Genomic DNA, 23,155 nt, shown 5'->3' on the forward strand with positions numbered 1-23,155 from the left:
CTGCGCCGGCCACCGACACTTACAGGCGCGGCCCGGCGTAGTCAGCGGCCGCCGGATCGGGTATAACTGCCCGGGTGGAAATTCGGGTTGCGTAACGTCGGCATAGGGGAGAAGCGCGGGATGGGGGCTTTTGTGGTGCGCCGCGTATGGCAGATGCTGCCGACGATGCTGGGCGTGGTGTTGCTGGTGTTTATGTTGTTTAACTGGGTCGGCGGCGATCCCGCCTATATCCTGGCCGGCAAAATGGCCAATGCCGAGGCCATCGCCAACATCCGCCACCAGCTCGGCGTCGATCAGTCCTACCCGATGCAGCTGTGGATCTTCATCCGGCAGATCGTCACCTTCGATTTCGGCCTGAGCTGGGCGACCGGCGAGCCGGTGTCGCACATCATCGCCACGCGGCTGGGGCCGTCGCTGACGGTGCTCATTCCGCTGACCGTGCTGGAAACCCTGATCGGCATCGCGCTGGCGCTGGCGGTCGCCTTCGTGCGCGGCTCGCTGACCGACCGCGCGGTGATGATCGCCTGCACCGTCGGCATGTCGATCAGCATCCTGGTGTACATCATCGTGCTGCAGTACGGCCTGGCTTACAAGATGGGCCTGTTCCCGGTGCAGGGCTGGGGCCAGGGCTTGCGCGAAAACCTGCTGCGCTACGCGGCGCTGCCGATCCTGATCGGGCTGGCGGTGTCGATCGCGCCGACGTTGCGGTTGTACCGCAGCTTCGTGCTCGACGAGGTGGGGCAGGACTATGTGCGCACGGCGCGCGCCAAGGGGCTGGGCGAGCGGCGCGTGATGTGGGTGCACGTGCTGCGCAACGCCGCCATCCCGATCGTCACGCATGTGATGGCCAGCCTGCCGGCCTTGCTGATCGGCGCCTTCCTGCTCGAGCGCTTCTTCGGCATTCCCGGCATCGGACGCGAGGTGATCCTGGCGGTCGAACGCAGCGATTTTCCGGTCATCAAGGCCATCACCGTCTACGTGGCGGTGGCGACCATGGTCTTCAATCTGTTGACGGATTTGATGTACCAGGCGCTCGATCCAAGGGTGAAGCTCGCATGACGGCGGCGACCCTGACGGGACCGCCGGCCGGCTTGTGGACCCTGGCGTGGCGGCGACTGCGCGCGGACCGCGTGGCGATGCTGTCGCTGGCGGTGGTGGCGGCGTTCCTGCTGATGCTGGCGCTGTCGGCCAGTGGCCTGGTCGCCGCCGACTGGGAGGACGAGGTCGGCGTCAATTACGCGCCGCCGGGCTTTGTCGGCGCCGGTGTTGCCGGCGCGGCGCCGTCCGTGGCGTTGCCGGAGCAGGCCGCGTTGCCGGACAACCCCTTCGATCCGCTGGCCGACGACATCCGCTCGTTGAAGGCGCAGCTGGCGGCGCGCGACGACGCCGCGCCGGCGCGGGCGCGCCGCGCCACCTTGCCGTTCGGCGGCGACAAATGGGGACACGACATCATCAAGAAGACCATCAAGGGCGGCGAGACCTCGATCGTGGTCGGCCTGGCGGCGGCCGCGCTGGCGGTCGGCATCGGCACCGTGTTCGGCGCGCTGTCGGGCTACTGGGGCGGCGTGGTGGACGACGTCTTCAACTGGTTCTACAGCATCTTCACGGCCATCCCGTCGGTGCTGATGATACTGGCGGTGGCGGCCGTGCTGCAGCAGCGCGGCGTGGCGACCATCGTGCTGATCCTCGGCCTGACCGGCTGGACCGGTCCCTACCGGCTGATCCGCGCCGAGTACATCAAGCACAAGGGGCGCGAGTACGTGCTGGCCGCCGACGCCATCGGCGCCTCGCACTGGCGCAAGATGTTCTCGCACATCTTCCCCAATGTCAGCCATGTGGCGCTGGTGCAGCTGTCGATCCTGGTGGTCGGCTTCATCAAGGCCGAGGTCATCCTGAGCTTCCTCGGCTTCGGCGTGCCGGTCGGCGTGGTGTCCTGGGGCAGCATGCTGAACGAGGCGCAGAACGAATTGATCCTCGGCCGCTGGTGGCAGCTGACGGCCGCCGCCATCGCCATGGCGCTGCTGGTGACGGCGTTCTCGCTGCTGACCGACGCGCTGCGCGACGCCCTCGATCCGAAGGTGAAATGATGGCCGACGATATCCTGTTGGAAGTGAGCCAGCTGCGGATCGCCTTCCGGATCGACCGCGACACCACCGTCGAAGCCGTCAAGGGCGTGTCGTTCAACGTGCCGCGCAACGGCACGGTGGCGCTGGTGGGCGAGTCCGGCAGCGGCAAGTCGGTCAGCTCGCTGGCGGTGATGGGGCTGCTGGCGCCGGACACCACCGTCATCGGACCGTCGAGCGGCATCCGCTTCGACGGCCGCGAGTTGCTGACATTGCCGGCGGCGGAGCGGCGCGCGCTGTGCGGCAAGGAGATCGCGATGATCTTCCAGGAACCGATGTCGTCGCTCAATCCGGTGTTCACCGTGGGATCGCAGATCGGCGAGGTGCTGCGCCTGCACCTGGGCATGGGGCGGGCGCAGGCGCGGCGCCGCACGCTGGAGTTGCTCGACGAGGTGGGCATCCCCGATCCGGCGGTGAAAATCGACGCCTATCCGAGCCAGTTGTCCGGCGGCCAGCAGCAGCGCGTGATGATCGCCATGGCGATCGCCTGCGAACCGAAGCTGCTGATCGCCGACGAGCCGACCACGGCGCTCGACGTGACGATCCAGAAGCAGATCATGGCGCTGATCGCGAGCTTGCAAAAGCGCCGGGCGATGGCGGTGCTGCTGATCACGCACGATCTGGCGCTGGTGGCGGAGATCGCCGACCACGTGGTCGTGATGCGCCATGGCGAGGTGCGCGAGGCCGGCGTGGCGCGGCAGGTGCTGGGCGAACCGGCCGACGCGTATACGAAGGCGCTGCTGCATTGCCGGCCGAGGCTGGACCAGCGGCCGTGGCGCCTGCCGGTGATCGCCGACTACATGAAAGAGGCCGAGGCCGGGGAGCGCCAGCGCTTCGCTGGCGGCGACATCGCCGAGGGGCAGGGGGTGACCTTGCTGCATCCGCTGGAGCGCGAACGCGGCTACCGGCCCGACGACGAGCCGGTGCTGGTGGTGAACAATTTGAGTAAAAGCTTTTATCTTCGCGAGGGCTGGTTCGGCAAGCGCGAGTTCAAGGCGGTCGACGATGTGTCGTTCACCTTGGCGCGCGGCAGGACGCTGGGCGTGGTGGGGGAATCCGGTTCCGGCAAGACCACGGTCGGCCTGACCCTGCTGCGGCTGCACCAGGCCACCGGCGGCAGCGCCCTGTTCGAGGGGCGCGACTTGCTGTCGATGACGGCGCGCGAGTTCCAGGCCTACAAGCGGCGCATCCAGATCATTTTCCAGAACCCGTATGCGTCGCTGAACCCGCGCTTCACCGTCGGCCAGATATTGCTGGAGCCGATGCGCATCCACCGCATCGGCGCCGACGACCGCGAGCGGACCGCCGCCGCCTATGCCTTGCTGGAAAAGGTAGGCTTGCCCGTGTCCGCGTTCCAGCGCTATCCGCATGAGTTTTCCGGCGGCCAGCGGCAGCGGATCGCCATCGCGCGCTGCCTGACGATGAAGCCGGAGATCCTGGTGTGCGACGAGTCGGTCTCCGCGCTGGATGTGTCGGTGCAGGCCCAGGTGCTCAACCTGTTGCAGGATCTGCAAGACGAGTTCGGACTGTCGTACATCTTTATCTCGCATGACCTGTCGGTGGTGAAATATATCGCCGACCAGGTGATGGTGATGCGGCAGGGCGCGGTGGTGGAGCTGGCCGGTTCCGACGAGCTGTATCGCGATCCCAAGCACCCGTACACGCGGACCCTGCTGGCGGCCATCGCGGGGCGCGCGTGAGGGGCGGCGAGGGCGGCGCGCGTGGGGCGCGCAGGGAACGGTTAAGCGATTTTTAAGTTAAGATATACGAATGCCGAACTTAATCCACCTACTGCAGGAATATGGCGTACTGATCGTGTTTGCGATCGTGCTGATCGAGCAGATCGGCATGCCGATTCCTGCCTACCCGATCCTGATCGTCGCCGGCGCCCTGTCCGTCGATGGCGACTTCAGCTGGCCCGCCGTGCTGGCGGCGGCCATCTGCGCCTGCTTGATCAGCGACGGTTTCTGGTTCCGCATGGGGCGCTTCTATGGCAAGCGCATCCTCAAGCTGCTGTGCAGGATTTCGCTCTCCCCCGATTATTGCGTGAGCCAGACCGAGGACAGCTTCACCAAGTGGGGGCCGAAGATGCTGATCGTGGCCAAGTTCATTCCCGGGTTTAACACCATCGCCTCGCCGCTGGCCGGGGCCATGGGCACGCGGTATCAGGTTTTTCTCGGCTATAGCGTGCTCGGTGGGGCGTTGTGGAGCGGCACCGGCATCGCGATCGGCATGTTCTTCCATTCCAGTATCGATTCGGTGTTGACCACCTTGAGCGATCTGGGCTCGACGGCGTTGATGGTATTAGGCGCGCTGCTGGCGCTGTTCATCGCGTATAAATATGTGGAGCGCAAGCGTTTCCGCCAGTCCGTGCAGATCGACCGGGTGACGGTGGACGACTTCAAGCAGTTGATGGAAGAGGGCCATGAGCCGGTGCTGGTCGATGCGCGCAGCGTGACGGCGCAGATGCTGGAGCCTGCCATTCCGGGCGCGCTGTTCTTCAAGGGCGGCGAGCCGAGCACCGAGATCATCGCGCTGGACAAGCGGCGGCATATTGTTGTGTATTGCAGTTGCCCCAACGATGTCACGTCGGCGCAGGTGGCCAAGGAGTTGAAGGCGCACGGCTTCACGTTGGCGCGGCCGTTGCATGGCGGCCTGGACGCGTGGAACGCGCGGTTCGGCACGCGCGAGCCGGCGGCCAACGAGGCGATCGATCCCGCGCCGGCGGCGTAAGCCGCCATCATCCTTCCCGGACGGCGCAACGCGCACGGTAGTCATACTACTCAAAATAAATTCTCAAAAGTAATTCCGTGTGGCAAACGGTGCCTAACTGTACTAAAACTACAAACTCCACTTGCCTGTAATAGTGAAAATACCTTAAGCTTAGGCCTCAACTATTTTCGACCGACCATGACAGCCCAGTCCCTCCAATCGCCATCCTCCCCGACCACCGACTACATCGGCGGCCCGCGTCTGCTAGCGGATATCGGCGGCACCAATGCGCGCTTCGCGCTGGAGACCGCCCCGGGCAAGATTGAGGCGATCGAAGTGCTGCCTTGCGCCGCCTATCCAACCATCGCCGACGCGCTGGTGGCCTACCTCGGCTCGCCAGCCGTGGCCGGCAAGGGCGTCACCGGCATCCGCAATGGCGCCATCGCCATCGCCAATCCGGTGACCAGCGACATGGTGCGCATGACCAACCACCACTGGCAGTTCTCGATCGAGGCGCTGCGCCGCGAAGTGAATTTCGACATCCTGGTGGTCGTCAACGATTTCACCGCGCTGGCCAGCTCGCTGCCGCAACTGTCGGCGACGCAAAAGCACCAGGTCGGCGGTGGCGTGGCCGTGCCCGGCACGCCGCTGGGCCTGATCGGCGCCGGCACCGGCCTGGGCGTCTCGGGCCTGATCCCGGGCAAGGATGGCTGGACCGCGCTGCTGAGCGAGGGCGGCCACGTCAGCTTCTCGCCGGTCAACGCGAAAGAAGTGGCGATCCTGCAATTCGCCTGGAAAGAATTCGAACACGTGTCCGCCGAGCGCCTGATGTCCGGCGCCGGCATCGAACTGATCTACCGCGCGCTGGCCGACCAGCAGGGCGTCGCCGCCGAACCGCTGAGCGCGGCCGACATCTCCACCCGCGCGCTGGCCGGCGAGTGCCCGCTGTGCGACGACGTCATCGAGACCTTCTGCCGCATGCTGGGCACCATCGCCAGCAATATCGCCATCACCCTGGGTGCGCAAGGCGGTATCTATATAGGTGGCGGAATCGTGCCGCGCCTGGGCGAGCGCTTCGACAAATCCGGCTTCCGCGCGCGCTTCGAGCAGAAGGGCCGCTTCAACAAATACCTGTGCCAGGTGCCCACCTGGGTCATCACCGCCGAGTATCCGGCCTTCGTTGGTGTTTCCGCAATATTATCGGAAAGACTTTCTGCTGCGTAAGTCAAGTTACACTTCGATGTGGCCGAAACGCGCGTTTTGCGCTTTTATCGGGTACAATTCGGCTTGTAGGATGAAACGTCATTGATTGGTCTCGCATGTTTTCGCCCGAAAATCGCGTTTCGCAGTCGCGTTTCACGTAGAAAAGCGGCGGCCTCGGTCGTCGTCGGCATGCCTCTCTCTCCCGCCCGGCGCGTATCGCCCGGGCTCGGAAAACAGCTTCAGCGAGTACTCCGGCAGGCGGCATCTTGAATGCGGCCAGTGCCTCACTGAATGTGATTGATTTCTTTCTTTGCATGACAATGCAACCACAAGATTGCTATGGATACAGCTGAGGCTAAAAGAGTCCTCGAAACCGCCTTGCTATGCGCCCATGAGCCGTTGTCGATCCACAGTCTGAAGAAGCTGTATGTCGATGTCGACGACCAGGGCAGGCCACGCGGTCCCGGAGTAGGTTCCGATACGATCAAGGAATTGCTGGAAGAACTGCGGCTCGATTGGGCCGGCAAGGGTATCGAGGTGGTCAGCCTGTCGACCGGCTGGCGCTTCCAGAGCCGCCCCGAGATGAAGCTGTACCTGGACCGGATGAATCCGGAAAAACCGCCCAAGTATTCGCGGGCGACGCTGGAAACCCTGGCGATCATCGCGTACCGGCAGCCGGTCACGCGGGGCGATATCGAAGAGATACGCGGCGTAGCCGTCAATTCACAGACGATCAAAATGCTGGAAGACCGTGGCTGGGTGGACGCCATCGGTTACCGCGACGTCGTGGGCCGCCCGGCGTTGCTGGGCACGACCAAGCAGTTTTTGGATGATTTGGGATTGAATTCGCTGTCCCAGCTGCCGCCGTTGCAGCAATTGAGCGATGTGCAGGGTGGCGGTCCGGATATGGAAGCGCTGGAGGCGGCCCTGCAAGAGAACTTTGACAAAGCCGCGCACAGCGAAAGCGTCGCGCAACAACGAGATGGTACGGATAGCGAGTTGCAAGTGGCCGACGAAGCAGTAGACGCCGCGACTAGCCCGGAAGCCGGCCAGCAAGCAATCAATCACGACCATGCGCCAGATTTAACGGTTGACGCTGAGCACAACCAAGAAACGAATAATGAACAAATCTAATACCCCCGAGACAGTCAACGACGCCACCGCAGAAGTGGTCGCCAAGCCAAAACGCCGCACCAAAGCACAGATCGAAGCCGATGCGGTCGCATCCGGCGCCGCCGAGGCGGCTCCAGCCGTCAAGGCCAAGCGCAAGCCGAAGGCCGAAGCCGCCGTCGACGCCGTGGCGCCTGCCGCCGCTGCCGCCGACGACGCGCCAGTGCCGGTGAAAAAGCCGCGCGCCAAACCGGTCGCCAAGGTTGCTGTCGAGGCTGTTCAGGCCGTTGAATCCGCGCCGCAAGCCGCGCCAGTTGAGGCGGCGGCCAAAGCGCCGGCCAAGCCGCCACGCGCCAAGAAGCCGGCCGCCGTGACGGCTTCGGCCGAATCGCCGGCCGTGGCAGTGGAAGCGCAAGCCGCTCCTGCCGCAGCCGTTGCTGGTGCGGAAGGCCAGGAAGGCCAGCCCGCCGGCCAGCGCGAGCGCAGCGACCGTGGCCCACGCGGCCCGCGCGGTCCGCGCCAGATGCGCGAGCAACGCGCCCTGCGCGAAGCGACGATGCCGCGTCCGGAGCCGGTGGTCGCGGCCGAAGGCGAAACGGCGCCAGTCGAAGAGGGCGGCCAGCCGAACGGCAAGCCGCGTGGCCCGCGTCCCGAAGGCCAGCAGCGCAACGGCAAGCAAGCCGGCCGCGGTGGCAAGGGACCGAAGCCGCAGCGCGTCCATGGCGCCTTCGGCAACGCCGGCAAGGGCAACGATGCCGACGCAGCGTTCTCGTACGTGACCTCGGACGCCTTCGACAGCGAAGAAACCGGCAAGGGCCGCAACGCGCCGAAAGCCGTGCGCCGCGACCTGACGTCGGAAGACGACGCGCCGAAGCTGCACAAGGTGCTGGCCGAAGCCGGTCTCGGCTCGCGCCGCGACATGGAAGAGTTGATCGTTGCCGGCCGCGTGTCGGTCAACGGCGAGCCGGCCCACATCGGCCAGCGCATCCTGCCGACCGATGCCGTGCGCATCAACGGCAAACTGATCCAGCGCCGCGTCAGCAAGAAGCCGCCGCGCGTGCTGGTGTACCACAAGCCGGCCGGCGAGATCGTCAGCCATGACGACCCGGACGGCCGTCCATCGGTGTTCGACCGCCTGCCGACGATGAAGGCCGGCAAATGGCTGGCCATCGGCCGCCTCGACTTCAACACCGAAGGCTTGCTGCTGTTCACCACTTCCGGTGACCTGGCCAACCGCCTGATGCATCCGCGCTACAGCATCGACCGTGAATACGCGGTGCGTACGCTGGGCGTGCTGGAAGAGGGCATGCGCCAGAAGCTGCTGGCCGGCGTCGAGCTGGAAGACGGCCTGGCGCAGTTCTCCAAGATCGCCGACGGCGGCGGCGAGGGCATCAACAAGTGGTACCGCGTGATCATCGGCGAAGGCCGTAACCGCGAAGTGCGCCGCATGTTCGAGGCGATCGGCCTGACCGTGTCGCGGCTGATCCGTACCCGTTACGGCGCGATGACGCTGCCCAGCAGCTTGAAGCGTGGCCGTTGGGAAGAGATGGAAGAAAACACCGTGCGCGACCTGCTGGCCGCCTACGGCGTCGATAAAAAAGGCAGCGAAGCTCCGGCGGCGGCGCCGCGCGGCAAAGGCCCGCAGCAAGCCAAGCCGACCGGCCAGAACAAGGGTCCGGAGAAGCGTCCGCAGCGCGGCCGCGCCGACTTCGACGACCGCGATGATGACGACGACGAGGATGACGGCGACGAGCCGAACTTCAACCGCGCCGATGTCAGCAACGACAACGCGATGCCTTTCGCCAAGCAGCAGCGCGGTCCGCGTTTCGGTAACCAGGGTCGTCCGGGCAATGGCGCCGGCGGCGCCGGCGGTCCGAACGGCGGCGGCAATGGCCGTGGCGCGCAAGGCTCGGGTCGTCCGGGCGGCAATGGCCAGGGCCAGGGTGGCGGCCAGGGCCGTCCAGGCGGCGCGCAGGGTTCGGGCCGTCCGGGTGGCCGTCCGCAAGGTATCGGCGGTTACGCCGGTGGCCGTCCGCTGGGCGAAGGTCCGGCGCGCAGCGCCGGCGGCGGCCAGGGTCGTCCGCAAGGTCAGGGTCGTCCTCAAGGCCAGGGTGGTCAAGGCGGCCAGGGCGGTATGGGCGGCGGCCAGTCGGCCAAAGGTCCAAACCGCGGTCCGCGCCAGCCCGATCCGCTGCAGACGACTTTCGGCTTCGGTAACGCCGGCGCGCCGCGCCGCAACCAGCCGCCACGCGGCGGCGCCATCGATCACGGCATGCCGCGTCGCCGTAAGGGTTGATTTTGTAGGACGGATTAGCGCGCGCCAATCCGTCCTACGGGATGGCGCCGGTACCCAACGGGTCGGCAGCCTGGTTTGCCAAACAGGCCGCTTGTTTTCTGGTCCATTGGCCTTATTTGTGTTATGCGCTGATTGCAGCGAAGACCAGATAAGGTTATAATAACCAGCCTAGTAAAAGTTCTTCGCGGGTAGCTCCCCAGGAATCCTTTCATCTGGCTAGGTATTACAAGAAGATGGGCAGATGCCCATTTTTTTTTTGTTAAAGCGTTTTGTACGGCCTGTTTTGAATAATTGCAAACAGGCCTTGATTTGGAGAATTTCTTGCAGCTGCCGGAACTAATTGAAAAGACCGTCATGGGTCTGGGCTACGAGCTGGTTGATGTCGAACGGGCCGAGCGCGGACTGCTGCGCGTGTTTATCGATTTCAGCGCGGCCGACGCGGAAGAAAAAGGCCCGATCACCGTGGAGGATTGCGCCACGGTCAGCCACCAGCTGTCGCATGTGCTGACGGTCGAGAACGTCAATTACGAACGCCTCGAAATCTCGTCGCCGGGTCTGGATCGTCCGGTGCGCAAGCTGGAAGACTTCGTGCGTTTTGCCGGTTGCGAAGCAATCGTCAAACTGCGCACCGCAATGCCGGGTACGAACAACCGGAAATCGTTCCAGGGCGTTCTGCAAGAACCCCAGGGCGATAATTTGTCGTTGGAATTTGATAGCAATGATGGTCCGGCGCTGTTGGAGTTTACGCTCGCCGACGTGGATAAGGCACGCTTGGTGCCGCAGGTGGATTTTAAGGGACGCAAAGCATGAGTCGCGAAGTTTTGTTATTGGTAGACGCGCTGGCGCGTGAAAAAAACGTCGATAAAGATGTCGTTTTCGGCGCGCTGGAATTCGCGTTGGCGCAAGCCACGAAGAAACGCTATGAAGGTGAAGTCGATATCCGCGTTTCGATCGACCGCGAGTCGGGTGAGTTCGAATCCTTCCGCCGCTGGCACGTCGTGCCCGATGAGGCGGGTCTGCAACTGCCGGACCAGGAAATCCTGCACTTCGAAGCCAAGGAACAAATCCCTGACATCGAAGTGGACGATCACATCGAAGAACCGATCGAGTCCGTCGAATTCGGCCGCCGCTTCGCGCAAGACACCAAACAGGTGGTCCTGCAGCGTGTGCGCGACGCCGAGCGCGAACAGATCCTGGTCGACTTCCTCGAGCGCGGCGACTCGCTCGTGACCGGCACCATCAAGCGCATGGAACGCGGCGACGCGATCGTCGAGTCGGGCAAGATCGAAGCCCGCCTGCCACGCGACCAGATGATTCCGAAGGAAAACCTGCGTATCGGCGACCGCGTCCGTGCCTTCATCCTGCGTATCGACCGCAATATGCGCGGCCCGCAAGTGATCCTGTCGCGCACCGCGCCGGACTTCATCATGAAGCTGTTCGAGCTGGAAGTGCCGGAAATCGAGCAAGGCATGCTGGAAATTAAATCGGCCGCCCGCGACGCCGGCGTCCGCGCCAAGATCGCCGTCTACACGGCCGACAAGCGCATCGACCCGATCGGTACTTGCGTCGGCATGCGCGGTTCGCGCGTGCAGGCCGTCACCGGCGAGCTCGGCGGCGAGCGCGTCGACATCGTGCTGTGGTCGGAAGATCCGGCCCAGTTCGTTATTGGCGCGTTGGCCCCGGCCAACGTGTCGTCGATCATGGTCGATGAAGAGAAGCACGCGATGGACGTCGTCGTCGACGAGGAAAACCTGGCGATCGCGATCGGCCGTTCCGGCCAGAACGTGCGCCTCGCTTCCGACCTGACCGGCTGGAAGATCAACATCATGACGGCCGAGGAATCGGCCGACAAGGCAGCCCAGGAAACCGCGGCGGTGCGCGCACTGTTCATGGAAAAACTGGACGTCGACCAGGAAGTCGCCGACATCCTGGTGGAAGAGGGCTTTGCCAGCCTGGAAGAAATCGCTTACGTGCCGATCTCCGAAATGCTGGAAATCGAATCGTTTGACGAAGATACCGTCAACGAACTGCGCACCCGCGCCCGTGACGCCCTGGTCACCGAAGCGATCGCTTCGGAAGAAGGCCTGGAAGGCATGGACGAGGCGCTGGTCGGTCTGGAAGGCATGGACCGCATCACCGCCGGCAAGCTGGGCCTGGCTGGTATCAAGACTGTCGATGCATTTGCTGCACTGGCCTACGACGAGTTTGGCGCCATTTTGGCCCTGCCCGCCGACCGTGCACGCGCACTGATTACAAGTGAATTTGAAGATGTGACCGACGATGAGATGAAGTTGGTTGACTCGAAGTACGACGATCGTGCCAAAGGCCTCCAGGCCAAGGCATGGAGTCTTGCCGAATCTGCAAAGGCATAATTTGAGTATCTTTATCATCTCCGCGACACATAGAAAAGAGGACTGAATGGCGAGTAACAACGTAGCCCAATTTGCCACCGAACTGAAGATGCCTGCAGATTTGCTGCTGACGCAGCTGCGTTCTGCCGGCGTCGAAAAAAGTTCGACGTCAGATCCATTGTCGAAAGATGATAAGGATAAGCTGCTTGATCACTTGCGTCGTACCCACGGCGCATCGGCTGATACCGAAAAGAAGAAGATCACGCTGACGCGCAAAGAAACCACTGAAATCAAGCAGGCCGACGCCAACGGCAAGGCCCGCACGATCCAGGTCGCTGTGAAGAAGGTTCGCACCTTCGTCCAGCGCGACGAGCCCGTCGCCGCTCCCGCCCCCGCCCCAGTGGCGCCGGTGGTGGACGCGGCCGAGGTGGCCCGCCGTGAAGAAGACGCCCGCAAGCAGGCCGAACTGATCGCGCGTCAGGAAGCCGAGCTGCGCGAGAAGCAAGACCGTCTGGCCAAGCTGGACGCCGAGAAGGAAGCCCAGGCGAAAGCCACGGCCGCCGCCGAAGCCGAAGCGAAGAAGGAAGCCGACGCCGAAGCGAAGAAAGCCGCCGCCAAGGCAGCCGCCGCCGCGACCAACGCCGGCGCCGCCGCGCCTGCGCCGGCCGTCGACGCCGCAGCTGAAGAGAAGAAAAAAGCCGCAGCGGAAGAGGCCAAGAAGAAGGCCGCCGCCGCCGCCAAGGAAGCCGCTGAAAAAGCCGAAGCCACCGACCGCGCCCGCAAGGCCGTCGCTGACGAGGTCGCCCAGATCAAGGCCATGATGAACGCGCCACGCCGCGCCATCAAAGCCCCCGAGCCGGCACCTGCGCCTGTCAAGGCCAAGGTTGCCGAAGGCACCTTGCACAAGCCTGCGACCGGCGCCGTCGCCAAGCCTGGCGACAAGCCGGGCGACAAGAAGCCGGTCACCGCCGACAAGAAGTCGATCAAGTCGGCCAATGTCTCGTCGACCTGGTCGGACGACGCCAAGAAACGTGGCGCGCCGGGCAATACCGCAAGCAAGGGCCGTGGCAACACCGGTTCGGGCGGCCGTGACGGCTGGCGTAGTGGTGGCAAGAGTGGCGGCCGTCGCGGCTCGCACTCGGACGACCGCGAAACCAACTTCCAGGCACCGACCGAGGCGGTCATCAAGGACGTGTACGTCCCTGAAACCATCACCGTGGCCGAACTGGCGCACAAGATGTCCGTTAAGGCATCCGAGGTCATCAAGCAGCTGATGAAGCTGGGCCAGATGTGCACCATCAACCAGGTGCTGGATCAGGAAACCGCGATGATTCTGGTCGAGGAGATGGGCCACAAAGCCTTCGCCGCCGAACAGGACGATCCGGAAGCGCTGCTGGCAGACCAGGGTGAGCACGCTCACTTCGAGTCCGTCGCGCGCGCGCCGGTGGTGACCGTCATGGGTCACGTCGACCACGGTAAGACCTCGCTGCTGGATTACATCCGCCGCGCCAAAGTGGCGTCGGGCGAAGCCGGCGGCATTACCCAGCACATCGGCGCATACCACGTGGACACCCCGCGCGGCATGATCACCTTCCTGGATACGCCGGGTCACGAAGCCTTTACGGCGATGCGTGCCCGTGGTGCGAAAGCGACCGACATCGTGATTCTGGTGGTGGCGGCCGACGACGGCGTGATGCCGCAAACGAAGGAAGCGATCGCCCACGCGAAAGCGGCCGGCGTGCCCCTGGTTGTGGCGATCAACAAGATCGACAAACCGGGCGGCAACGTCGACCGTGTGACGCAGGAACTGGTCGCCGAACAAGTCGTGCCGGAAGAATACGGTGGCGAATCGCCATTCGTGCCGGTCTCGGCCAAAACCGGCGCCGGTATCGACGCGCTGCTGGAACAAGTGTTGCTGCAGGCCGAAGTGTTGGAACTGAAAGCCCCGGTCGACGCGCCAGCGCGTGGTCTGGTGGTCGAGGGCCGTCTGGACAAGGGCAAGGGCCCGGTCGCGACGATCCTGGTGCAGTCCGGTACCCTGAAGCGCGGCGACGTGATTCTGGCGGGCTCCTCGTATGGCCGCGTCCGCGCGATGCTGGACGAGAACGGCAAGCCGATCAACGAAGCAGGTCCTTCGATCCCGGTCGAAATCCAGGGTCTGACGGAAGTGCCGCAAGCCGGTGAAGAAGTCATGGTCATGGCTGACGAGCGTAAAGCCCGTGAGATCGGTCTGTTCCGTCAAGGTAAGTTCCGCGACGTGAAACTGGCCAAGCAGCAAGCCGCGAAGCTGGAAAACATGTTCGACCAGATGGCCGAAGGCGAAGTCAAAAACCTGCCGATGATCATCAAGACCGACGTGCAGGGTTCGCAGGAAGCACTGGTCAGCTCGTTGCAGAAGTTGTCGACGTCGGAAGTGCGCGTACAAGTCGTGCACGCCGCAGTCGGTGGCATCACCGAGTCGGACGTCAATCTGGCGGTGGCCTCGAAAGCGGTCATCATCGGCTTCAACGCCCGTGCCGATGCACAGGCGCGCAAGCTGGCCGAGTCGAACGGCGTGGACATTCGCTACTACAACATCATTTACGATGCGATCGACGAGATCAAAGCGGCGTTGTCGGGCATGCTGGCACCGGAGAAGCGCGAAACCGTCATCGGCCAAGTCGAGATTCGCCAGGTCATCCTGGTCTCGAAAGTCGGCGCGGTCGCCGGTTGCCTGGTCACCGATGGCGTGGTCAAGCGCGCCTCCTCGGTACGCCTGCTGCGCAACAACATCGTCGTATGGACCGGCGAGATCGACTCGCTCAAACGCTTCAAGGACGACGCGAAAGAAGTGCGCGCCGGTCTGGAGTGCGGCCTGTCGCTGAAGAACTACAACGACATCCAGGTTGGCGACACCCTGGAAGTGTTCGAAGTTCAGGAAATCGCCCGTACGCTGTAATCGTTACGGACAGTAGGACTAGGTCAAGTGGACGGGGGCAACAGCTCCCGTCCACTTGCCGTTTATGGAAAGCAGTACCGAATCATGGCAAAACACAGTAAAAGCATCCCGCAGCGCGGTCAGCGCGTCGCGGACCAGATCCAGCGCGATCTGTCCGAAATCATCGCCTACGAGTTGAAGGACCCACGGGTCGGCATGATCACCATCACCGAAGTGCAGGTCACGCCGGATTACGCGCACGCGAAGATCTTCTTCACGATGCTCAAGGACAACCCGGAGCAGGTCAAGCAGACCGTCGAAGGCCTGTCGGCCGCCGCCGGCTACATGCGCGGCCAGCTGGGCAAGCGCCTGCACATCCACACGCTGCCGGCGCTGCACTTCGTGCACGACACGTCGACCTCGCGCGGCATGGAGTTGTCGCTGCTGATCGACCAGGCCAACGCCACGCGGTCGCTGGACGACGAAGAGGCCAAGCCGGCCGACGAGAAAAAAGACGGCGCCGAATAAGCCTTTCGGCCCCATCCATGAAGCAAAATCATCCTAAAAAAGTCCGCGACCTGGTCGACGGCGTGCTGCTGCTCGACAAGCCGGTCGGCTTCTCGAGCAACGATGCACTGATCAAAGCCAAGCGCGTGCTCAACGCCAAGAAGGCCGGCCACACCGGCACGCTCGACCCGTTCGCCACCGGCTTGCTGCCGTTGTGCTTTGGCGAGGCGACCAAGTTTTCGCAGGACTTGCTGGAAGCCGACAAGACCTACGAAACCACGGTGCACCTGGGCGTGACCACCGACACCGGCGACACCGAGGGCGAGGTCATCGACACGCGCGACGTCAACGTCACCCTGGATCAGATCCACGCGGTGCTGGAAAAGTTCCGTGGTCCGATCGCGCAAGTGCCGCCGATGTACTCGGCGTTGAAGCGCGACGGCAAGCCGCTGTACGAATACGCGCGCGCCGGCATCACGCTGGAGCGCGAGGCGCGCAACGTCGTCATCCACAAGCTGGAGCTGGTGTCGTACGAAGCGCCGTTGCTGAAGTTGACGGTCACGTGCAGCAAGGGCACGTACATCCGCGTGCTGGGCCAGGACATCGGCGAGGCGCTCGGTTGCGGCGCGCATTTGAACGCGCTGCGCCGCACGCAGGTGGGGCCGCTGACGATGGACAACATGATCACCTTGGAAGCGCTGACCGCGCACGCCGAACCGTTGAGTCTGCTGGCCCCGGTCGACGCCTTGCTGGCCAGTTTCCCGGCCGTGCAACTGAACGCCGAGCTGGCCAAGCGCTTCCTCAACGGCCAGCGCCTGGCGTTGGGCAAGGAGCCGGTCACGGTGCCGGCGGAGCAGGGCAGGGTGCGCGTCTACCTGGACGACAAGCTGCTCGGCACCGCGCTGCTGGGCGAGTACAGCATCCTCGCCCCGGAGCGGCTGATCGCCTTCACCGCGCCATAAACAATCTTCAAAAAGAACCCCGGGGTCAAGTCTGACATTCGGACACGACCTGGACCGTAGCAGAGCAGCACCGCCGGGTCCGTGTCCGAATGTCAGACTTGACCCCAACGGGTTGGAAAGCAACTCTTTGAAAATACTCGATATTTTTAAGGAGTTGCAACGCAACATGCTATACTACGCGGTTCCAGAAATTGGCTAAGCAGTTGTAGCCCACGAACATCCCGGAATACCCCCCGTACAGTTTGTACGCACCCGCAGTTTTTCAGCAAATATAACGACCATGTCTACTACAAAACGCGCAATTCGCAACATCGCCATTATCGCCCACGTTGACCACGGCAAAACCACCCTCGTGGATCAGCTGCTGCGCCAGTCCGGCACCTTCCGTGAAAACCAAGCGGTCGATAACCGCGTCATGGACTCGAACGACCTCGAAAAGGAACGCGGCATTACGATTCTGTCGAAGAACTGCGCGGTTGAGTACGAAGGCACCCACATCAACATCGTCGACACCCCGGGCCACGCCGACTTCGGCGGCGAAGTGGAGCGCGTGCTGTCGATGGTCGACTCCGTTCTGCTGCTGATCGATGCGCAGGAAGGCCCGATGCCACAGACCCGCTTCGTGACCCGCAAGGCGCTGGCGCTGGGCCTGAAGCCTATCGTCGTCGTCAACAAGGTCGACCGTCCGGGCGCACGTCCTGAATGGGCGATCAACCAGACCTTCGAACTGTTCGACAAACTGGGCGCGACCGACGAACAACTGGACTTCCCGGTCGTCTACGCATCCGGCCTGAACGGTTATGCCGGCCTGACCGAAGACGTCCGCAGCGGCGACATGAAGCCGCTGTTCGACGCCATCCTGGAACACGTTCCTGTGCGCGACGACAATCCAGAAGGCCCGCTGCAGATGCAAATCACGTCGCTGGACTACTCGTCCTACGTCGGCAAGATCGGCATCGGCCGCGTCAACCGCGGCACCGTCAAGGTCGGCCAGGACGTTCTGGTCATCAATGGCCCAGGCGCCACCCCGATCAAAGGCCGCATCAACCAGGTGCTGAACTTCAAGGGCCTGGAGCGCGTGCTGGTCGACGAAGCCGTCGCCGGCGACATCTGCCTGATCAACGGTATCGATGAAATCGGTATCGGTTCGACGCTGTGCGCTCTGGATACCCCGGAACCGCTGCCGATGCTGACCGTCGACGAGCCTACCCTGACCATGAACTTCATGGTCAACAACTCGCCACTGGCCGGCCGCGAAGGCAAGTTCGTGACCTCGCGCCAGCTGCGCGACCGGCTGGACAAGGAACTGAAAGCCAACGTCGCGCTGCGCGTTGCACAAACCGATGACGACACGATCTTCGAAGTATCGGGTCGCGGCGAGCTGCACCTGACCATCCTGATCGAAAACATGCGTCGCGAAGGTTTCGAGCTGGCCGTGTCGCGTCCACGCGTTGTCTTCAAAATGGTCGATGGCGTGCGCCACGAGCCGTTCGAACAACTGTCGGTCGACGTTGAAGAAGCCAACCAGGGCGGCGTCATGGAAGAACTGGGCCGTCGTCGCGGCGACCTGCAAAACATGGAATCGGACGGCAAAGGCCGTGTGCGTCTGGAATACCGTATTCCAGCACGTGGCCTGATCGGCTTCCAGGGCGAGTTCATGACCCTGACCCGCGGCACCGGCTTGATGAGCCACGTGTTCGACGCCTACGCTCCGGTCGACAACACCAAAGGCGAACTGGGCGGTCGTCGCAACGGCGTGCTGATCTCGCAGGACGACGGCGCCGCCGTGGCCTACGCCATCTGGAAACTGCAGGATCGCGGCCGCATGTTCGTGGTCCACAACGACCCGGTCTACGAAGGCATGATCATCGGTATCCACTCGCGCGACAACGATCTGGTCGTCAACCCGATCAAGGGCAAGCAGCTGACCAACGTGCGTTCGTCCGGTACCGACGAAGCGGTGCGCCTGGTGCCGCCGATTCAGATGTCGCTGGAATACGCCGTCGAATTCATCGACGACGACGAACTGGTGGAAATCACCCCGAAATCGATCCGTCTGCGCAAGCGCTTCCTGAAAGAGCACGAGCGTAAAAAAGCATCGCGCGAATCCTGATTTCCGGTTTCGACGCATGACAAAAAAACCCCGGCCTCCATGGAGTCCCGGGGTTTTTTTTCGTTGAAACGGATTCAATTGCCTTTTGACTTGGGCTGGAGTAATTTGACGCATGGCAGCATAAATCCGTATTGAGGAGCATCAAGGTGAGTGACGACAAGTTGAATCCATGGTCCGGGTGGCCTACCAATCCCTTCTCCTTCGCGCAGCAGGCGACCGACTATTGGGTCGATGCCTGCCAGCGCAGCGTGCTGTTCATGGACGTGTTGCGGCAGCGCGGCGATGAGCGCAACCTTCGTACCGAAGAGACCGCTCCGCACGTGCTGAGCTTTGCCTTCAAGGTCATCATGGACGGGCGCGACCTCGAGCGTCCCGTCAACTACGGCCTGTGCTATATCGCGCCGCCGGACGGCATCACCCCCGATCCGTCCAAGCGTCCGTTCATCGTGTTCGACCCGCGCGCCGGCCACGGCCCCGGCATCGCCGGCATGAAACAGGATAGCGAGATCGGTGTCGTGCTCAAGGCCGGCCATCCCTGCTATTTCGTCGGCTTCCTGCCCAAGCCGGTGCCGGGCCAGACCATCGAGGACGTGTGCCGGGCCGAGGCGAAATTCATCGCCCATGTGGCCCAGCTGCATCCGCAGGCCGACGGCAAGCCCGCGCTGATCGGCAACTGCCAGGCCGGCTGGCAAATCATGATGACGGCCGCGCTGCAGCCGGACCTGGTCGGCCCGCTGGTGCTGGCCGGGGCGCCGCTGTCGTATTGGGCTGGCGTGCGCGGCAAGAACCCGATGCGCTACCTGGGCGGCGCGCTCGGCGGGACGTGGACGACGTCGCTGGCGGGCGACCTTGGCAACGGCATTTTCGACGGCGCGCAGCTGGTCGAAAATTTCGAGAAAATGAACCCGTCGAACACGATGTGGAGCAAGAACTACAACGTCTATTCGAAGATCGACACCGAGGCGGCGCGCTTCCTCGAGTTCGAGCGCTGGTGGGGCAATCCGGTGCTGCTCAACGCCGGCGAGATGCAATACATCGCCGACTCGCTGTTCGTCGGCAACCACCTGAGCGCGGCCGCGCTGCTCGACAGCGAAGGCCGCCGCATCGACCTGCGCAACATCAAGTCGCCGATCGTGGTGTTCTGCTCGTGGGGCGACGACATCACGCCGCCGCAGCAGGCGCTCGGCTGGGTGCTGGACCTGTACGAGGACGACGCCGCGCTGGTTGCCGGCGGCCAGACCATCATCTACACGATGCACCAGAGCATAGGGCACCTGGGCATCTTCGTCTCGGCGTCGGTGGCCAACAAGGAGCACGAGGAATTCACGGCCGCCATGGACATGATCGACATCATGCCGCCGGGCCTGTACGAGGCGGTATTCCTCGACAAGGACGAGGAGATGTTGCAGGCCGAGATCGCCGCCGGCGACATGATGGGCGGCGACTTCGTCATGCGCTTCGAGCGGCGCGGGCTGGACTCGTTGCGCGCGCTCGGCGGCAACGACGCCGAGGACGAGCGCCGTTTCGCCACGGTCGCGCGGGTGTCGGAAATCAACCAGGGTCTGTATCGCCAGTTCGTCAGTCCGATCGTCAAGAGCATGGTGACGGAGGAGAGCGCCGAACGGCTGCGCGAGGCGCACCCGCTGCGGCTGCGCTACACGGCGTTCTCCAGCAAAAACAAGCTACTCGACGGCATCCCGGCGCTGGCCGAGAAGGTGCGTGCGCAGCGCCGGCCGGTGGCCAAGGACAACATCTTCCTGAAAATGCAGGAGCACATGTCCAAGCAGGTCGTCGCCACCTTGGATGCCTATCGCGACGCGCGAGACGAGGCGACCGAAAAGTTCTTCCTCAATGTCTACGGCTCGCCGGTGCTGCAGGCGCTGGTGGGCTTGCGGTCCGAGGCCGGCGCGCCGCGCCGCATCGGCCGCGACTTGGCGCACGAGGCGGCGCTGAACGCGCATCGCCTGGCGGCGGCCACCAAGACGGCCGAGGGCGGGGCGACGGAGGCCATCATTCGCGGCCTGCTGTACATCTATCGCAGTCCGGAAATGAGCGCGGCCGACGAGCGCGCGTTCGCGACGATACGCCAGCTGCGCCTGCGCACGTCGGACGATGAGGAGTTGAGCGTGACGCAGTTCAAGACCATCGTGCGCGAGCAGTACCTGATGTTGCAGGTCGACGAGGAGGCGGCGATGCGCGACCTGCCGCTGCTGTTGCCGGACGAGCCGGAAGCGCGCGCGGCGGCGCTGGGCATCGTGCGGCAGGTGGCGGGCGCGACCGGTACGCTGGTCGGCGACGGCGCCGTGCGGCTGGAGCGGGTGGCGGAGATGTTCGGTCCGCAGGCGCCGAAGCTGGCCGTGGTGCGCAAGAAGAAAAAGGAAGCGTAAGCCGAGAAACCACGGAGGCACGTAGGGCGGATTAGCGCAGCGTAATCGGCCATGCATGCGTCGCCAGCGGCTCGTATATGGCCGATTACGGCGTTCCGCCTAATCCGCCCTACGTGTTTACGAGATCTTTTCGCATGAACACACTCATCGGATCGTCCGGATAGTCGCCGAACGCCCCGCAGCGCTGGAAGCCGTGCCGTTCGTACAGACCCATCGCCTCCGGCTGCGACGGCCCGGTCTCCAGCACCATCTGCGCGCAACCGGCCTCCAGCGCCGCCTTTTCCAGCAAGCTCAGCAACCCCCGTCCAGTGCCCTTGCCGCGCCCGGCGGGGTCCACGTACAGGCGCTTGATCTCGCCATATTCCGGCGACAGCACGATCGCGCAGCAACCGACGATCTTGCCGCTGGCGCCGCCCTCGCGCGCCACGGCAAACTTCACATGCGGCTCCATCAGCGAGGGCAAATCCAGTGCATAGACGAGCTCCGGCGGGTACAGTGTAAGTTGATAAGCATCGAGATCGGCGATCAGGGAGATGACTTCAGGCTGGTTCGGGGTTTCAAAGGCGATATGCATCATGGATGGGCGGTCATTTTGTTGGACGGTAAATCCAGTATAATGGATAGCATGGATATAAACAAATTAATTGCGGGCCGCGTCTTGGCCCTGCGCGAAGCGCGTCAGCTGTCGTTGACGGCGCTGGCCGAGCTGAGCGGCGTGAGCCGCTCCAACATTTCCCTGATCGAGCGTGGCGAGAGCAGTGCCACCGCCACCGTGCTCGACAAGCTGGCCGGCGCCCTCGGCGTGACCTTGGCCTCGCTGTTCGAAGCCGGTGACAACGCCTCCGCGCCGTCGCCGCTGCGCCGCGCCGCCGAGCAGCAGGTGTGGACCGACCCGGCTTCCGGCTACGTGCGGCGGCAACTGTCGCCGGCGGCGCGATCGCCGCTGCAACTGGTCGAAGTGGTGTTCCCGCCGGGCCAGCGCGTCGCCTATGACCGGGTGGTGCGGGCGTCGGACATCTACCAGCAGGTATGGCTGCTCGAGGGCGTCATGGATATCTCGGCCGGCGACCAGCAATGGCGTCTGGAAGCCGGCGATTGCGTGGCGATGCGCGAGGATCAGCAGATCGTCTACGCCAATCCCGGCACCCGGCCGGCGCGCTATCTGGTCGGTCTGGTGACCTTGCCGTTCGCCCCGGCGTAGCGGTCCATGGCCCGCCACGGGGTTTGGCGATATAATGACGACCCTCATCCGTTTCCCGTAGCAGCCGCCATGACCATCATCGATCTCCCGACCACCGATACAGCCGCAGCGCCTGGCGTCAAGCCGAGCCGCCGCCTGTCGGTCGCGCCGATGATGGACTGGACCGACCGCCACTGCCGCGTGTTCCACCGTCACATCAGCCGCCACACGTGGCTGTACACGGAGATGGTCACCACCGGCGCGCTGGTCTACGGCGACGTCGAGCGCCACCTGCGCTTCAACGAGGAGGAGCACCCGGTCGCGCTGCAACTGGGCGGCAGCGACCCGGCCGACCTGGCCACCAGCGCCAAACTGGGCGAAAAATGGGGCTACGACGAGATCAACCTGAACTGCGGTTGCCCGTCCGAGCGCGTGCAGAAGGGCGCTTTCGGCGCCTGCCTGATGGCCGAGCCGCAACTGGTGGCCGATTGCGTCAAGGCCATGCGCGACGCCGTCAGCATCGACGTCACCGTCAAGCACCGGATCGGCATCGACCAGACCGAAAGCTACGACTTCGTCCGCGATTTCGTCGGCACCGTGGCCGACGCCGGCTGCAAGACCTTCATCGTCCACGCCCGCAACGCCATCCTCAAGGGCTTGTCGCCGAAGGAAAACCGCGAGGTGCCGCCGCTGAAGTACGACTATGCCTACCGCCTCAAGCGCGATTTTCCCGACTTCGAAATCATCATCAACGGCGGCATCAAGACCGAGGCCGAGATCGATGAGCACCTGAAGCATCTGGACGGCGTGATGCTGGGGCGCGAGGCGTATCACAACCCGTTCGTGATGGCCACGTTCGACCAGCGCTACTATGGCGACGACAGCGCCATCAAGTCGCGCGAGCAGGTGATCGAGGCGATGATCCCCTATATCCAGGCCCAGCTGGCGCAGCACGGCGTCAAGGGCTTGAAACTGAACAGCATCACCCGCCACATGCTGGGCCTGATGACCGGCCTGCCGGGCGCGCGCCAGTTCCGCCAGGTGCTGTCCGATTCCAAAAAGCTCGCCGCCGGCGACGCCAACCTCCTCCTCGAAGCGGCCGCCCGGCTGCGTACCGCCGCTTAAGTCTTGCCTTTCCGGCATTGAATTCGCAAAACTGTTGGTATTTCCACGCAGAAATTTAGGATGCGTAAATTAGTGGCATTTTTTTCTTGCTTTGAGGAAAAATTTGCATCTATAATTCATCAAATACCACACATTTCCAACACCATCCACGGCATATTGCGGCGCAAAA

17 protein-coding genes are annotated in these 23,155 nt (G+C 63.7%); 16 read left to right on the top strand and 1 reads right to left on the bottom strand.

Translation table 11 applies throughout. The annotated features are described in order from the left end of the window. The first annotated feature begins 120 nt into the window (after positions 1-120). The 14 genes from MRBLMU1_RS13765 to MRBLMU1_RS13830 all read left to right on the top strand — a co-directional run bounded on the left by MRBLMU1_RS13765 (position 121) and on the right by MRBLMU1_RS13830 (position 20,681). Positions 121-1,059 (top strand): ABC transporter permease, encoded by a 939-nt coding sequence (locus MRBLMU1_RS13765; RefSeq protein ID WP_363502196.1) that lies wholly within the window; start codon positions 121-123, stop codon positions 1,057-1,059. Then, on the top strand, positions 1,056-2,087 hold the full coding sequence (locus MRBLMU1_RS13770) for an ABC transporter permease (protein ID WP_363502198.1): 1,032 nt from the start codon (positions 1,056-1,058) through the stop codon (positions 2,085-2,087). The genes MRBLMU1_RS13765 and MRBLMU1_RS13770 overlap by 4 nt, the downstream gene beginning before the upstream one ends. Then, on the top strand, positions 2,087-3,823 hold the full coding sequence (locus MRBLMU1_RS13775; RefSeq protein ID WP_363502398.1) for an ABC transporter ATP-binding protein: 1,737 nt from the start codon (positions 2,087-2,089) through the stop codon (positions 3,821-3,823). The genes MRBLMU1_RS13770 and MRBLMU1_RS13775 overlap by 1 nt, the downstream gene beginning before the upstream one ends. Positions 3,824-3,893: 70 nt before the next feature. Continuing rightward, a complete protein-coding gene (locus MRBLMU1_RS13780) occupies positions 3,894-4,856 on the top strand; it encodes a VTT domain-containing protein (protein ID WP_363502200.1) in 963 nt (320 codons plus the stop codon). Positions 4,857-5,033: 177 nt separating this feature from the next. Then, positions 5,034-6,059: a glucokinase gene (locus MRBLMU1_RS13785; RefSeq protein ID WP_363502202.1), complete on the top strand. Its 1,026-nt coding sequence runs from the start codon at positions 5,034-5,036 to the stop codon at positions 6,057-6,059. Positions 6,060-6,377: 318 nt separating this feature from the next. Continuing rightward, on the top strand, positions 6,378-7,172 hold the full coding sequence (gene scpB / locus MRBLMU1_RS13790) for an SMC-Scp complex subunit ScpB (RefSeq protein WP_315221184.1): 795 nt from the start codon (positions 6,378-6,380) through the stop codon (positions 7,170-7,172). Then, entirely contained in the window at positions 7,159-9,444 is a 2,286-nt protein-coding gene (locus tag MRBLMU1_RS13795; protein WP_363502204.1) for a pseudouridine synthase, read from the top strand. The genes scpB and MRBLMU1_RS13795 overlap by 14 nt, the downstream gene beginning before the upstream one ends. Before the next feature lie 321 nt (positions 9,445-9,765). Then, a complete protein-coding gene (rimP, locus tag MRBLMU1_RS13800) occupies positions 9,766-10,254 on the top strand; it encodes a ribosome maturation factor RimP (protein WP_209726153.1) in 489 nt (162 codons plus the stop codon). Continuing rightward, positions 10,251-11,816 (top strand): transcription termination factor NusA, encoded by a 1,566-nt coding sequence (nusA, locus tag MRBLMU1_RS13805; protein WP_209726151.1) that lies wholly within the window; start codon positions 10,251-10,253, stop codon positions 11,814-11,816. Before rimP ends, nusA begins: the two co-directional genes overlap by 4 nt. A gap of 46 nt (positions 11,817-11,862) precedes the next feature. Continuing rightward, the gene (infB, locus tag MRBLMU1_RS13810) at positions 11,863-14,733 is read left to right on the top strand and encodes a translation initiation factor IF-2 (RefSeq protein ID WP_363502207.1); all 2,871 of its coding nucleotides are present in this window, start codon (positions 11,863-11,865) and stop codon (positions 14,731-14,733) included. A gap of 84 nt (positions 14,734-14,817) precedes the next feature. Further along, positions 14,818-15,240 (top strand): 30S ribosome-binding factor RbfA, encoded by a 423-nt coding sequence (gene rbfA, locus MRBLMU1_RS13815; RefSeq protein ID WP_363502209.1) that lies wholly within the window; start codon positions 14,818-14,820, stop codon positions 15,238-15,240. Between the two features lie 17 nt (positions 15,241-15,257). Further along, complete coding sequence (truB, locus tag MRBLMU1_RS13820) at positions 15,258-16,181, top strand: tRNA pseudouridine(55) synthase TruB (protein WP_363502211.1); 924 nt, start codon at positions 15,258-15,260, stop codon at positions 16,179-16,181. A gap of 280 nt (positions 16,182-16,461) precedes the next feature. Beyond that, positions 16,462-18,294 carry a translational GTPase TypA gene (gene typA, locus MRBLMU1_RS13825; protein ID WP_363502213.1) on the top strand — a complete coding sequence of 611 codons (1,833 nt, stop codon included), beginning with the start codon at positions 16,462-16,464 and terminating at the stop codon, positions 18,292-18,294. 146 nt (positions 18,295-18,440) lie between these two features. Further along, positions 18,441-20,681: a DUF3141 domain-containing protein gene (locus tag MRBLMU1_RS13830; protein WP_363502215.1), complete on the top strand. Its 2,241-nt coding sequence runs from the start codon at positions 18,441-18,443 to the stop codon at positions 20,679-20,681. A 109-nt stretch (positions 20,682-20,790) separates the two neighbouring features. On the opposite strand, the gene MRBLMU1_RS13835 is transcribed toward MRBLMU1_RS13830, so the two are convergent. After that, positions 20,791-21,255: a GNAT family N-acetyltransferase gene (locus tag MRBLMU1_RS13835; RefSeq protein WP_363502400.1), complete on the bottom strand. Its 465-nt coding sequence runs from the start codon at positions 21,253-21,255 to the stop codon at positions 20,791-20,793. 51 nt (positions 21,256-21,306) lie between these two features. Here MRBLMU1_RS13835 and MRBLMU1_RS13840 point away from each other — a divergent pair, with 51 nt between their 5' ends. Next, positions 21,307-21,882, top strand: a complete 576-nt coding sequence (locus tag MRBLMU1_RS13840; RefSeq protein ID WP_363502217.1) for a helix-turn-helix domain-containing protein — start codon at positions 21,307-21,309, stop codon at positions 21,880-21,882. Between the two features lie 69 nt (positions 21,883-21,951). Continuing rightward, positions 21,952-22,986, top strand: coding sequence for a tRNA dihydrouridine(20/20a) synthase DusA (gene dusA, locus MRBLMU1_RS13845; RefSeq protein WP_363502219.1), 1,035 nt, complete (start codon positions 21,952-21,954; stop codon positions 22,984-22,986). The last annotated feature ends 169 nt before the right edge of the window (positions 22,987-23,155 follow it).

Origin of the sequence: Burkholderia sp. LMU1-1-1.1 (assembly GCF_040675865.1) — a bacterium.
GTDB lineage: Bacteria > Pseudomonadota > Gammaproteobacteria > Burkholderiales > Burkholderiaceae_D > Rugamonas.

Coding starts and splice junctions, on each gene's coding strand:
- MRBLMU1_RS13765 (WP_363502196.1), top strand. CDS start 121: ATGGGGGCTTTTGTGGTGCGCCGCGTATGGCAGATGCTGCCGACGATG.
- MRBLMU1_RS13770 (WP_363502198.1), top strand. CDS start 1,056: ATGACGGCGGCGACCCTGACGGGACCGCCGGCCGGCTTGTGGACCCTG.
- MRBLMU1_RS13775 (WP_363502398.1), top strand. CDS start 2,087: ATGGCCGACGATATCCTGTTGGAAGTGAGCCAGCTGCGGATCGCCTTC.
- MRBLMU1_RS13780 (WP_363502200.1), top strand. CDS start 3,894: ATGCCGAACTTAATCCACCTACTGCAGGAATATGGCGTACTGATCGTG.
- MRBLMU1_RS13785 (WP_363502202.1), top strand. CDS start 5,034: ATGACAGCCCAGTCCCTCCAATCGCCATCCTCCCCGACCACCGACTAC.
- scpB (WP_315221184.1), top strand. CDS start 6,378: ATGGATACAGCTGAGGCTAAAAGAGTCCTCGAAACCGCCTTGCTATGC.
- MRBLMU1_RS13795 (WP_363502204.1), top strand. CDS start 7,159: ATGAACAAATCTAATACCCCCGAGACAGTCAACGACGCCACCGCAGAA.
- nusA (WP_209726151.1), top strand. CDS start 10,251: ATGAGTCGCGAAGTTTTGTTATTGGTAGACGCGCTGGCGCGTGAAAAA.
- infB (WP_363502207.1), top strand. CDS start 11,863: ATGGCGAGTAACAACGTAGCCCAATTTGCCACCGAACTGAAGATGCCT.
- rbfA (WP_363502209.1), top strand. CDS start 14,818: ATGGCAAAACACAGTAAAAGCATCCCGCAGCGCGGTCAGCGCGTCGCG.
- truB (WP_363502211.1), top strand. CDS start 15,258: ATGAAGCAAAATCATCCTAAAAAAGTCCGCGACCTGGTCGACGGCGTG.
- typA (WP_363502213.1), top strand. CDS start 16,462: ATGTCTACTACAAAACGCGCAATTCGCAACATCGCCATTATCGCCCAC.
- MRBLMU1_RS13835 (WP_363502400.1), bottom strand. CDS start 21,255: ATGCATATCGCCTTTGAAACCCCGAACCAGCCTGAAGTCATCTCCCTG.
- MRBLMU1_RS13840 (WP_363502217.1), top strand. CDS start 21,307: ATGGATATAAACAAATTAATTGCGGGCCGCGTCTTGGCCCTGCGCGAA.
- dusA (WP_363502219.1), top strand. CDS start 21,952: ATGACCATCATCGATCTCCCGACCACCGATACAGCCGCAGCGCCTGGC.